This is a genomic window from Ruminococcus sp. SR1/5, from assembly GCF_000209835.1.
GTDB classification, from domain to species: domain Bacteria; phylum Bacillota; class Clostridia; order Lachnospirales; family Lachnospiraceae; genus Blautia_A; species Blautia_A fusiformis.
In genome coordinates, this window is record NC_021014.1 from 2,119,326 (window position 1) to 2,132,353 (window position 13,028).

The 13,028-nt window shown below is 46.2% G+C and carries 10 protein-coding genes; 2 read left to right on the top strand and 8 right to left on the bottom strand.

The genetic code is table 11. The annotated features are described in order from the left end of the window. Window positions 1-98: 98 nt before the first annotated feature. The 4 genes from dapB to CK1_RS10685 form a co-directional block, all read right to left on the bottom strand. Window positions 99-854 (bottom strand): 4-hydroxy-tetrahydrodipicolinate reductase, encoded by a 756-nt coding sequence (gene dapB / locus CK1_RS10670; RefSeq protein ID WP_015526245.1) that lies wholly within the window; start codon window positions 852-854, stop codon window positions 99-101. 35 nt (window positions 855-889) lie between these two features. Beyond that, window positions 890-1,786: a 4-hydroxy-tetrahydrodipicolinate synthase gene (gene dapA / locus CK1_RS10675; RefSeq protein ID WP_015526246.1), complete on the bottom strand. Its 897-nt coding sequence runs from the start codon at window positions 1,784-1,786 to the stop codon at window positions 890-892. 35 nt (window positions 1,787-1,821) lie between these two features. Further along, window positions 1,822-2,328: a cob(I)yrinic acid a,c-diamide adenosyltransferase gene (locus tag CK1_RS10680; protein WP_015526247.1), complete on the bottom strand. Its 507-nt coding sequence runs from the start codon at window positions 2,326-2,328 to the stop codon at window positions 1,822-1,824. A gap of 131 nt (window positions 2,329-2,459) precedes the next feature. Further along, window positions 2,460-3,086: a single-stranded DNA-binding protein gene (locus tag CK1_RS10685; RefSeq protein WP_015526248.1), complete on the bottom strand. Its 627-nt coding sequence runs from the start codon at window positions 3,084-3,086 to the stop codon at window positions 2,460-2,462. A 201-nt stretch (window positions 3,087-3,287) separates the two neighbouring features. Between CK1_RS10685 and typA the strand changes: the two genes are divergently transcribed. Then, a complete protein-coding gene (gene typA, locus CK1_RS10690; protein WP_044962244.1) occupies window positions 3,288-5,120 on the top strand; it encodes a translational GTPase TypA in 1,833 nt (610 codons plus the stop codon). Between the two features lie 796 nt (window positions 5,121-5,916). Further along, window positions 5,917-8,553 carry a bifunctional acetaldehyde-CoA/alcohol dehydrogenase gene (gene adhE / locus CK1_RS10695; RefSeq protein WP_015526250.1) on the top strand — a complete coding sequence of 879 codons (2,637 nt, stop codon included), beginning with the start codon at window positions 5,917-5,919 and terminating at the stop codon, window positions 8,551-8,553. Window positions 8,554-8,708: 155 nt separating this feature from the next. Here the strand turns inward: adhE and CK1_RS10700 are convergent, their stop codons facing one another. From CK1_RS10700 to CK1_RS10715, 4 genes are all read right to left on the bottom strand, one after another. After that, window positions 8,709-9,899: a pyridoxal phosphate-dependent aminotransferase gene (locus tag CK1_RS10700; protein ID WP_015526251.1), complete on the bottom strand. Its 1,191-nt coding sequence runs from the start codon at window positions 9,897-9,899 to the stop codon at window positions 8,709-8,711. A gap of 156 nt (window positions 9,900-10,055) precedes the next feature. Further along, window positions 10,056-10,610 carry a phosphatase PAP2 family protein gene (locus tag CK1_RS10705; protein ID WP_015526252.1) on the bottom strand — a complete coding sequence of 185 codons (555 nt, stop codon included), beginning with the start codon at window positions 10,608-10,610 and terminating at the stop codon, window positions 10,056-10,058. Window positions 10,611-10,964: 354 nt separating this feature from the next. Beyond that, window positions 10,965-11,639 carry a V-type ATP synthase subunit D gene (locus CK1_RS10710; RefSeq protein WP_022427340.1) on the bottom strand — a complete coding sequence of 225 codons (675 nt, stop codon included), beginning with the start codon at window positions 11,637-11,639 and terminating at the stop codon, window positions 10,965-10,967. Between the two features lie 14 nt (window positions 11,640-11,653). Then, window positions 11,654-13,027, bottom strand: a complete 1,374-nt coding sequence (locus CK1_RS10715; RefSeq protein WP_015526254.1) for a V-type ATP synthase subunit B — start codon at window positions 13,025-13,027, stop codon at window positions 11,654-11,656. Window position 13,028 lies beyond the last annotated feature (1 nt).

Here is a 13,028-nt window from a genome sequence, read left to right on the forward strand (position 1 = left end):
AAACCGCAATTTCATCCAAAAAAGACGGGGTCCGATCTTACACGAACCCCGTCTGTATTACCTGTAATTTTATTCTGTTGCGGCTCAATCTGTCAGGATCAGCCGATCACGTCACTCATATCATAACGTCCTGCCGGTTTGCCTGCAAGGAATTTGGCTGCTTCTACAGCACCTTTTCCAAAAATAGCCTTGGAATATGCAGTATGCTTGAACTCGATCACTTCGTCCTGACCTGCAAAAATTATCTCATGCTCACCTACGATAGTTCCGCCGCGAACTGCGGAGATACCGATCTCCTTATCATCGCGTTTTTCACGTTTCTGGCTGCGGTCATATACATAATGATACTGATTATCCATAGCTTCATTAATGCTGTCTGCCAGCGCAAGTGCAGTACCACTTGGTGCGTCTAATTTCAGGCGGTGATGCTTCTCTACGATCTCCATATCAAAGCCTGCAGCTGCAAGAACCTTAGCTGCGTCCTGAACCAGCTTCAGAAGTGTGTTGATGCCAAGAGACATGTTTGCGGATTTCAGCACTGCTACCTTTCGGGATGTTTCTTCCACTTTTGCAAGCTGCTCCTGGCTTAAACCGGTACTGCACAGAACAACCGGGATCTGGCGTGCCGCGCTGTACTCAAGAAGCTTGTCTGTTGCCTTTGCGGAAGAAAAATCAATGATCGCATCTGCCTCTACCTGACATGCGTCAATATCGGTAAATACCGGATAGCTGTTTTTTCCCTGATCTGCAATATCAATACCTGCTACGATCTCAGCATCCGGATCTTTCTCCACAATGCCGCTGATGACCTGGCCCATATGTCCGTTGCAGCCGTGCATGATGATTTTTACCATAGTATATTCTCCTTTACCTTTCGCTTACAGTCAGATCACTTAGCAAGCTTAAGGCCGAATTTCTCGATCTCTTTTGCAAGAGCTGCCTTTGTGTCCTCTTCCATCTCGCAGAGCGGCATACGAAGCGGCCCTACGTTCATTCCCATAAGATTCATAGCTGTCTTAACAGGAATCGGGTTTACTTCGCTGAACAGCGCATTGATCAGCGGAAGAGCTTTCAGCTGATCCTCTGTTGCTCCCTTGGTGTCGCCGTCGAAATATTTCATGACCATGTCATGTGTAAACTTCGGTGCAACGTTGGAAAGTACGGAAATAACTCCAAGTCCGCCAAGAGAAAGAATCGGAAGTACCTGATCATCATTTCCGGAGTAAAGCTCAAGCTGTCCGTCTGCCAGAGACATCATCTTGGCGATCTGGGAAAGATCTCCTGTTGCTTCCTTGATTCCGACAATGTTCTTTACATTCTTCGCAAGGTAAGCTGCTGTAGCCGGCTGGATGTTGCAGCCTGTACGGCTCGGTACGTTGTACATGATGAGCGGAGTTTCCGGAACTGCATTGGCAATTGCTGTGTAGTGAGCGATAAGACCCTTCTGTGTAGCCTTGTTATAGTAAGGTGTTACAATAAGAAGAGCGTCTGCGCCATAGGAAGCTGCTTCCTTGGACATCATGATCGCTGTCTCTGTACAATTGGAACCTGTTCCTGCGATAACAGGCACACGTTTGTTAACTTTATCAATTGTGAACTTAATTGTCTGAAGATGCTCTCCGTGTGTCAGAGTAGAAGATTCTCCTGTTGTTCCACAGATAACGATGGCGTCTGTGCTGTTCGCGATCTGATCCTCAAGGATCTCCTCAAGTTTCTCAAAATTCACTTTACCGTCTTCATGCATAGGTGTTACGATTGCAACGCCTGTTCCTTTAAAAATTGCCATTTGTCTTCCTCCTTCTTTCTTCTGTGAAATATTGCTTATTCCCGTTCCTGGTCAGTCAGCTCTGTTGTTATCGTGGTAATACTATCCACATAGGGCTTCAAAGCATCCGGAAGCCAGCGTCCGGTCATAATTATATGCATACTTTCATCCTTCTGCTTAAGCATATCGATGATCGTCTCAACTGGAGCGATTCCTTTATCCATAAGCCCGAGGATCTCATCCAGTAGCAGAAAATCACACTCTCTGGTAGCAATTACCTTCCGTGCGAAATTAAGGCCATTGAGAATATTAGTTCTCTCTTCTGCCTTTTCCTGCTCACTTAGGTCATTATAGCAGGTGTCCATTTTTTCGAAACGGAAAATCTTGAAATCAAAATTATCCAGTTCCTCAAGGAAATCCAGTTCTCTGCGTTCCCTGCCCTTGAGGAACTGTATGATGATCACACTTTTTCCCTGTGTAGCAAAGCGCAGCCCCCGGCCTACAGCCAGAGTTGTCTTTCCTTTCCCGTTCCCGCAATAAACCTCTGTTATTTCTCTTTCCATGATTTTTCCTCTTACTGTTAGTGAAACCGGTAATTCCCCATTTTTCTGATTTTTTTAATATTACCGCAGATTGGCTGGAAATGCAAGTGTTACCTTAATGTTCTCACCACTATTCCAAAATATATCCAATGTTACTCAACATATTCCAATTTACTCACCGAAACTTCATAGGCAATCCTTTTTTCTGTTTCGTTTTCACTAATCCGTTTCATGTACTCCCTGCTCTGGATCCTGCCCCAGATCAGTACATGCCCGCCTACTTCAAAAGCAGAAGCATATCTGGCATTTCTTCCCCAGCATATACATGGTATGTAATCGGATTTTCCGTAAGGTCGATTAACTGCCATCAGAAGATCTGCGATCTCTCTTCCCAACGGTGTTTTTCTGTATACAGGCGGTTTACAGATATATCCGTCCAGAAAGATCTGATTGACCGGCACAGTTTCTTCTTCCTCCCCCACAAACTTCACTTCCCGGGCAAAGACTGAAAGCACAAGCCGGTTTCTCTTTTCTTCATGACGGTTATAGGATCGGAACTGTCCGTGGATCTCGATATATTCTCCCACATAATCCTGTGTGATATCGATCAGCCGCTCAGACACCATCACCGGGATCCTGTCCTCCGAATCGCTGAGACGTTTTACCAGGATATCCATCATGTAAAATCCTTCTCCAAAGACCTGATGGCTGAAAGTAAACCCCGTAGCGATCCGTCCCATAACGGATACCTGATTGTTTTCAATAATTTTATCTGCCATAATAAGTAGCTCTCCTTCCTCTTCGTGTATTTCGTCTATATCAATCTATGTGTATTTACGGTATAATATGCCTGAAAAATGAAAAACCAAAAATATTTTTTTATGTCTTGTAATCTCACAAAAATGTGATAGACTATAAATTTGGACATCATTTTTAACAAAAAAGATTACTTATATATGGAAAGAAAGGATTTGGATTATATGAAGACCAAGCGTGAAGATGTTCGTAACGTGGCCATTATCGCCCATGTCGATCACGGTAAAACAACACTTGTTGACGAGCTTTTGAAACAGAGCGGTGTTTTCCGTGAGAACCAGGAAGTCCAGGAACGTGTCATGGACTCCAACGATATTGAGCGTGAGCGCGGCATTACGATTCTCTCCAAAAACACCGCAGTTCATTATAAGGATGTAAAAATCAATATCATCGATACTCCAGGTCATGCGGACTTCGGCGGCGAGGTAGAGCGTGTGCTGAAGATGGTAGACGGCGTTATTCTTCTTGTGGACGCCTTCGAGGGTGCCATGCCTCAGACTAAATTTGTACTTCGTAAAGCTCTCGAACTGAACCTGCATGTTATTGTCTGCATCAATAAGATCGACCGTCCGGAAGCACGTCCGGAGGAGGTTGTCGACGAGGTTCTGGAGCTTCTCATGGATCTGGACGCATCTGACGAACAGCTGGACTGCCCGTTCCTGTATGCCTCCGCAAAAGCCGGCTATGCAGTTCGTAACCTTGAGGACAAACCTGAGAATATGGCTCCGCTTTTTGAGACCATCCTTGATGCGATTCCTGCTCCGGAGGGAGATCCGGACGGAGATACGCAGGTTCTTATCAGCACCATCGACTACAATGAGTATGTAGGCCGTATCGGTGTCGGTAAGGTTGAGCGCGGAACCATTTCCGTGAACCAGGAGCTGATGCTTCTGAACCATCATGACCCTGACAAACACGAGCGCGTAAAGATCAGCAAACTCTACGAATTTGACGGGCTGAACAAAGTTGAAGTTAAAAGCGCTACCATCGGAGCTATTGTTGCAATCTCCGGTATCGCGGATATCCACATTGGAGATACCCTCTGTGCAGGAGACAACCCGGAGTCCATTCCGTTCCAGAAGATTTCCGAGCCAACAATCTCCATGAACTTCCTTGTAAACGACAGTCCTCTTGCAGGACAGGAAGGTAAATACATCACTTCCCGTCACCTTCGTGACCGTCTCTACCGTGAGCTGAACACAGACGTCAGCCTTCGTGTAGAAGACACCGATACAACCGAGTGCTTCAAGGTTTCCGGCCGTGGTGAGCTTCACCTCTCCGTTCTTATTGAGAACATGCGCCGTGAGGGATACGAGTTTGCAGTCAGCAAACCGGAGGTTCTCTATCACACAGACGAGCGTGGACGTAAACTGGAGCCGATCGAAATCGCATACGTTGACGTTCCGGAAGAATTTTCCGGTACTATCATCCAGAAACTCAGCGAGCGTAAAGGTGAGCTTCAGGGTATGAGCACAGCAAGCGACGGAACTGTACGTCTCGAGTTCTCCATCCCCTCCCGTGGACTGATCGGATTCCGTAACGAATTCCTTACCTCCACCAAGGGTACCGGTATCCTGAATACCATGTTTGACGGATATGCACCATACAAGGGAGACTTCCCGTACCGTAAACAGGGTTCCCTCATCGCATTCGAGGCAGGCGAAACTGTTACCTACGGTCTTTTCTCTGCTCAGGAGCGTGGTACTCTCTTTGTCGGACCTGGCGAGAAGGTTTACAGCGGTATGGTCATCGGACAGAACGGAAAGGCCGAGGATATCGAACTGAATGTCTGCAAGACCAAGCACCTTACCAATACTCGTTCCTCTTCCGCTGACGATGCACTGAAGCTTGTTCCGCCAAAGATCTTAAGTCTTGAGCAGGCCATTGAGTTCATCGACCAGGATGAGCTTCTTGAGGTAACACCGACAAGCCTTCGTATCCGTAAACGTATTCTGGACTCCAGAGACAGAAAACGTGCCGCATTCCGCAAGAGCTGATCGAACCTGGCTATCATTTACTGTTGAGCAGAAACCTTTTACAGTAATTCGGCGCAAAGCCGCATAGTGAATGCGGATGCTTTTATCCGCCTGACCTATATTTATATAAACTGCCATATGGGAAGAATTTCCCGTATGGCAGTTTTTTTTGCCGGAAAATCCGTTTTCTGTCGTAAAATCCGGATACTTTTCGCTTAATTGTTCTGAAAATTTGAACAGTTTCAAGTTTTTTATTTCTTATGATTCTATACTTTACCATGGCGCGATATTTTTGTTAATTATTTATCAAAATCTTTCTTTATTTTTGTTAATTATTTATCGAATCCGCTATTGACGTCTGGAATCACTTGAATTATAATGTGCACATGATCGTTTGACAAAAGTTTAACGTTAATGTTTTAACCGCATGTTGCGTTTTATCTTTTGCCCACCCTTCATATGTGTGCATGTTTTTTGTCAGTGCTGACAATTTTTTAACATGTTTTTTGTGCACAGTGCTGAATTTCGAAAATTTTTTTAAGATTTTTCCAATAATTCAGCGTTCTGCAAAGTAAAATTTACAGTATTTTCCCCGAATTTTCTGTTCGTCATTTTGCACATAGTGGCAAAATTCAGAATTTGCGTTTTTTTCAGAATTTTGATACTATATCAGTATCAAAGCAGAAAATTCAATCAGATTGAATCAACAACGAAACGCAGCGCGGGGACTTACAAAACTCTGCAGCACCTGCCGGCGAAAAAAGGATAAGCCCGCAGGACCACAGACCATTATCATATGAAAACAGGAGGATTCCACATGGCAAAGAAAGAAACTATCCCTACCATCATCGACACTCCAGAAGCCCTGACCGCGAAAATGGCTGCAATGAAAGAGGCACAGAAGATCTTTGCTACCTACACACAGGAGCAGGTCGACAAGATCTTTAAGGCAGCTGCTACTGCTGCTGACAAGATGCGTATCCCACTTGCCAAAATGGCTGTTGAGGAAACAGGCATGGGTATCATGGAAGACAAGGTTATCAAGAACCATTACGCAGCAGAGTATGTTTACAATGCATATAAGAACACTCAGACATGTGGTGTTGTAGAAGAAGACAAGGCATACGGACTCAAGAAGATCCTGGAACCTGTAGGACTGATCGCCGCAGTTATCCCTACAACCAACCCGACCTCCACAGCAATCTATAAATCTCTTATTTCCCTGAAAACCCGTAATGCGATCATCATCAGCCCGCATCCGCGTGCTAAGAAATCCACTATTGAAGCTGCAAAAGTTGTTCTGGAAGCAGCTGTTGCCGCAGGTGCGCCGGAAGGAATCATCGGATGGATCGATATCCCAAGCCTTGACCTTACCAACATGGTAATGCAGAACGCAGATATCATCCTTGCCACCGGTGGTCCCGGAATGGTCAAAGCAGCTTACTCCTCCGGTAAACCGGCTGTTGGTGTAGGACCCGGAAATACACCTGCCATTATTGATGACAGCGCAGATATCCGTCTTGCAGTTAACTCCATCATCCACTCCAAGACCTTTGACAATGGTATGATCTGTGCTTCCGAGCAGTCCGTAACTGTTCTGGAGAGCATTTATAAAGAAGTGAAGGAAGAGTTCCTTTACAGAGGATGCTACTTCCTTAAAAAAGACGAGATCGAGAAAGTCAGAAAGACCATCCTTATCAACGGTGCACTGAATGCCAAGATCGTAGGACAGAAGGCTGCTACTATCGCTGAAATGGCAGGCGTTACTGTACCGGCTGAGACCAAGATCCTGATCGGTGAGGTTGAGTCCGTTGATATCAGCGAAGAATTCGCACACGAGAAGCTTTCCCCTGTACTTGCCATGTACAAGGCCAAGAATTTTGACGATGCTGTTGCAAAGGCTGCGCAGCTCGTTGCAGACGGCGGCTATGGTCATACCTCTTCCCTCTACATCAACGTAAATGAAACAGAGAAGATGGATAAATTCGAAGCAACTATGAAAACCTGCCGTATCCTTATCAATACCCCTTCTTCCCAGGGTGGTATCGGTGACCTTTATAACTTCAAGCTTGCTCCATCCCTTACTCTTGGCTGCGGTTCCTGGGGCGGTAACTCCGTATCCGAGAACGTTGGTGTCAAACACCTTCTCAATACCAAGACTGTTGCTGAAAGGAGAGAGAATATGCTCTGGATGAGAACACCGGAAAAGGTTTACTTTAAGAAGGGCTGTATGCCGGTTGCTCTTGATGAGCTCGGTACTGTTATGGGCAAGAAACGCTGCTTCATCGTAACAGACTCCTTCCTCTACAAGAATGGCTACACCAAACCGATTGAAGATAAACTGGATCAGATGGGCATCGTTCATACATGCTTCTCTGATGTAGCTCCTGACCCGTCTCTCGCTTCCGCCAAAGCCGGTGCCAAGGCTATGACCGCCTTTGAGCCAGACTGCATCATCGCTCTTGGCGGCGGTTCCGCAATGGATGCCGGCAAGGTTATGTGGATGCTTTATGAGAATCCGGACGCTGACTTCTCCGATATGTCCATGGACTTCATGGATATCCGTAAGAGAGTTTATACCTTCCCGAAGATGGGTAAAAAAGCTTACTTCGTAGCGATCCCGACCTCTTCCGGTACAGGCTCCGAGGTTACTCCTTTCGCCATCATCACAGATCAGGATACCGGCGTTAAATGGCCACTGGCTGATTACGAGCTTCTCCCGGATATGGCGATCGTAGATACCAATAACATGATGAGCGCACCGAAGGGACTTACCCGTGCTTCCGGTATCGATGTTATGACACATGCCATTGAGGCTTATGTTTCCATGATGGCTTCCGATTACACCGATGGTCTTGCACTGAAAGCGATCAAGCTTGTATTTGAGTATTTGCCGCGTGCATATAAAGATGGCAATGACGTAGAGGCCAGAGATCATATGGCTAACGCTTCCTGCATGGCAGGTCTTGCATTCGCCAATGCATTCCTCGGCGTTAACCACTCTCTCGCTCACAAGCTCGGTGCTTTCCATCACCTGCCACACGGTATCGCAAACGCAGTTGTTCTTCTGGATGTTATGCGTTACAACAGTGCTGAGGTTCCGACTAAGATGGGTACCTTCCCACAGTATCAGTATCCGAAAACACTTGCACGCTACGCTGAGATCGGACGTTCTGTAGGTCTTACAGGCAAGAACGATGCAGAAGTATTCGAAAAACTTCTTGCTAAACTGGATGAGCTTATGAGAACTATCGAGATCCTGCCGACGATCCGTGATTACGGCGTAGATGAGAAGTATTTCCTGGAAACTCTGGATGAGATGTCCGAGCAGGCCTTCAATGACCAGTGTACCGGTGCCAACCCGAGATATCCGCTTGTATCCGAGCTGAAAGATATCTATCTGAAAGCTTACTACGGTGAAATGCCAAATAAAGAAAAGAAAAAAGCCAAATAAATGTGGAACATCCTTTTAATGAAACACAGTCGGGAGTCTATTCACTCCCGACTACGTTTCATTTGCTTATTCCCTCTTGCAAAAGATCCCCGATACAGGGCTGCATGAACAGACTGTACCGGGGATCTTTTATTCAACTGCTTGGTAATGATCGTTTATTTCAAGCCATACTCTGCTGCAAGTTTTTTAAATTCAGGAAGAGAATTCACAATTGTCTCATAGGATACACAATATGCAAGTCTCACATAACCGGGGCATGCGAAGGAGCTTCCCGGTACCATAAGGATGTTATATTTCTTACCGGCTTCACAGAAGGCTTTTTCGTCTTCAACCGGAGATTTTACAAAGAGATAGAATGCACCCTGTGGTTTGATGCACTCAAATCCGCATTCTTTCAGGCCATTATAAAGTGCCTGCCGATTTTTATCATAAGCTGCAAGATCCGTCTTGGCGTCTACACATTTTGCAACTACCTTCTGGATCAGGGACGGTGCATTTACACAGCCAAGTGTACGGTTTGCAATGGTTGCTGCAGAGATCAGCTCTTCGCTTCCGTCTGCCTCATCAGGGATCACCAGATATCCGATACGTTCACCCGGAAGGGAAAGAGATTTGCTGTAGGAATAGCCTACAACAGTATTGTTATAATATTTCGTCAGGTATGGGACCTCCACGCCATCATAAGCCAGCTCACGGTATGGCTCATCGGAGATCAGGTAGATCACAGTTCCGAACTCTTTCTGTTTTGCTTCCAGGATTGCGGAAAGTTTCTTGATCGTTTCTTCTGAATATACAACTCCGGTAGGATTGTGCGGGGTATTTACGATAACTGCTCTTGTCTTCGGTGTGATCTTCTGTTCAAACTCAGCGAGATTTGGCTGGAAGATTGTGGTATCCGGAGAGATTTCCACAAGGACACCATCATAATTGCGGACATATGCACCGTATTCCAGAAAATATGGTGCAAAAACGATCACCTCTTCTCCGGGATTCAGGATTGTTTTCAGGATCACATTCAGTCCGCTTGCAGCACCGACGGTCATGATCAGATTCTTTGCGGAAAATTTCGTATCGAAACGTCTGTTGAGGGATTCTGCGATGGTCTGGCGTACATCCTCAAAGCCTGCGTTGCTCATATATCCGTGAAGAACTGTCGGATCCGTAGTGTTTACAAGCTCGATAATTGCTTCGCGGACGCTGTCCGGTGCCGGTACACTTGGATTTCCGAGACTGAAATCAAAAACCTTGTCTGCGCCGTATTTCGCACGGAGGCGGTTTCCTTCCTCAAACATCATACGGATGGCGGAATTATTTTTTACGTAGGGTTTCATTTTTTCTGATATCATTTTGTGCTCTCTCCTTTTATCCGATTTTACAGGGTTTCATATCCTTATTTCTACCATAGTCAGAATCTGTTGTACTGTCTACAATTTTACCCCGTCTTGCTTCAGCGTGTCAATACTTTGTCCAGGTAAAGTGCTTCATATTTCCTATGGACAATGCTAGTGTACCTGTTTGTCTTCCGGTTTCGTTCGCACGATCCATACTGACAACATGCTTCCCACCAGCGCGATCACGAATCCGGTCAGAACATCTGTCGGATAATGGACACCAAGATACAGTCTGGAAAATGCCACCAGTGCTGCCAGGACTACTGCCGGGATTCCGAATTTCTTCGGAAGCATCCGAAGCATTACCAGAGCAACGGCAAAGGATGCTGTGGTGTGACCTGACGGAAAAGAGAAATCCTTCGGTTTGGTGATCATAGGGATGAGAGCTTCGATTTCCGCAAAAGGCCTTGGTCTTGCCACTATATTTTTGAGAAGCAGGTTGGTAACGATCGCCCCGAAGATCAGGGATAAGGCTGCCGCATAGCCTGTTTTTCTTGTCTTTGGAACAGCAAGAAGAACAACTGCACAGAGGATCCAGAACCATCCTCCGTTTCCCAGAAATGTAACAGATTTCATAAATGGTGTCAGCATATCCGTTCTTAAATATCGCTGGATCAGGAGAAGGATTTCTCCGTCCAGCTGTTGTATTGACTGTAAAATATTCATATACCTCTTACTGATCAGACGCTACCGCAATCTGCTTTGCCAGCTGTTCATAGCCATGCAGCTGCCCGGCAGTTTACCTGGTCAGATCAGCTTTCTCCTCTTTCTTTATTTTTTATTTCTTTATTTTTCAGCAGACAGAGCAGCTTTCTTTTATATTTCTGCATCTGCAGCTGTCTGATTTACTTATTATCTATTATACTGTATTTTTCTTGATTTTCTAATAACAAAAGCTAAATATTTTATAAATAAAACGCCCCTGCACTGCCGAAATTTCACACAGTACAGGGACATCTCCTTTCCGTTACTTAAAACTTTCTATATAAACTTTTCTTTTTCTTTCAGGATGGCTGCGCTTTACGCTCCGCGCTCTGCCTCCCGCTCCTTATAATGATGTGCCTCCTCCAGCATCATATCTTTCACCTTCATCAGTCGGATCTGAGTACTTCTCTCGTTCTCATCCAGCTTCATGGTGATGTATTTAATGTTTGCCCGGGCTTCCGGTATGATGACATGCTCCAGAGCATTTACACGACGCCTTGTTTTTTCGATCTCGGAAGCCATAAGCTGACAGGCCTTTTCCACTTCTGCCAGACGAAGCATATCCGGCAGGATGTCTGCCAGGGATTTTACCGCTCCGTCCAGATCACTGGATGTAAAAGCAAAGCCATAGGAATAAATATCGTTGGCATCCGGTGTTCTTGTTTTGTATTCAAAAACAGGAATATCCACACTCATGACATTCTTTTTTCCGGTTTCCAGATAAACTTCCTGCTTGGGAGCCATCAGTGCCGTATTCAGCGTCTCCTCCGACATTCCTGCTTTTGCAATGACAAAATTGGTGTTGGCGCTTCGGATACCGGCTTCTACTTTTTTTCGCAGCTCCATATTCTCCCGTACCAGATCCAGGAACTGTCTCATCAGCTCGTCCCGCTTATCCTTCAGAAGCTTATGGCCACGTACTGCAGTCACCAGCTTCTTTTTCTGCTTCGTAAGCTCCATACGGGTAGGATTCACCTGTGTTGATGCCACAAATCATCCCCCCTTTATACTTTTCCGTAATACTGATCAAGGAATTTGTCATCGATACGTTTCAGCTCGCTTCTCGGAAGAATGGAAAGCAGCTTCCAGCCGATGGCCAGTGTTTCCTCAATATCACGGTTAGCCTGATAGCCCTGGGAAACATATTCCTTCTCGAAAGCATCCGCAAATTTTGCATAGATCAGGTCAATATCGGAGAGAGCTGCCTCACCAAGAATGGTCATCAGCTCTTTGGCCTCTTTACCACGGGCATATGCGGCAAACAGCTGGTTCATGGTGTTAGCATGGTCTGCTCTTGTCTTGCCTTCACCGATACCCTTATCCTTCAGTCGTGACAGAGACGGAAGAACATCGATGGGCGGTGTGATTCCCTTACGGTAAAGCTCACGGCTCAGGATGATCTGTCCCTCTGTGATGTAACCGGTAAGGTCCGGGATCGGATGGGTCTTATCATCCTCAGGCATAGTCAGGATCGGAACCATGGTGATACTTCCTGATTTTCCTTTCTGACGGCCTGCACGCTCATAAAGAGAAGCAAGATCTGTGTACATATATCCGGGATATCCACGACGTCCCGGAACCTCCTTACGAGCCGCGGAAACCTCACGGAGCGCATCCGCATAGTTTGTGATATCCGTAAGGATTACCAATACGTGCATGTCTTTTTCGAAGGCAAGATATTCAGCCGCTGTCAGTGCCATTCGCGGAGTAGCAATACGCTCAACAGCCGGGTCATTTGCCAGGTTCACAAACAGAACAGTACGATCTATAGCTCCGGTTTCCTTAAAGCTCTCTACAAAGAAGTTTGACTCCTCGAAAGTGATACCCATGGCTGCAAATACAACGGCAAACTGCTCATCTTTTCCGCGAACCTTCGCCTGTCTTGCGATCTGTGCCGCAAGCTGTGCATGGGGAAGACCGGATGCGGAGAAGATCGGAAGCTTCTGTCCGCGTACCAGGGTGTTCAGGCCGTCAATCGCAGATACACCCGTCTGGATAAACTCCTCCGGATAGCTTCTGGCAGCCGGATTCATGGGAAGTCCGTTGATATCTCTTCTTTCCTCCGGAAGGATCTCAGGGCCGTCATCAATGGGACGTCCCAGTCCGTCAAAAACACGACCCAGCATATCGCCGGATACACCAAGCTCCATGCTCCGTCCCAAGAAACGTACCTTGCTGTTGGAAAGATTGATACCTGTGGAGCTCTCAAACAGCTGCACCAGTGCATTGCTTCCGTCGATCTCCAGAACACGGCATCTTCTTGTTTCGCCATCGGCAAGCTCGATCTCACCAAGCTCGTCAAATGCTACATCTTCAACGCCCCGTACCAGCATCAAAGGGCCGGCAACTTCCTGTATGGTCCTATATTCTTTTGGCATT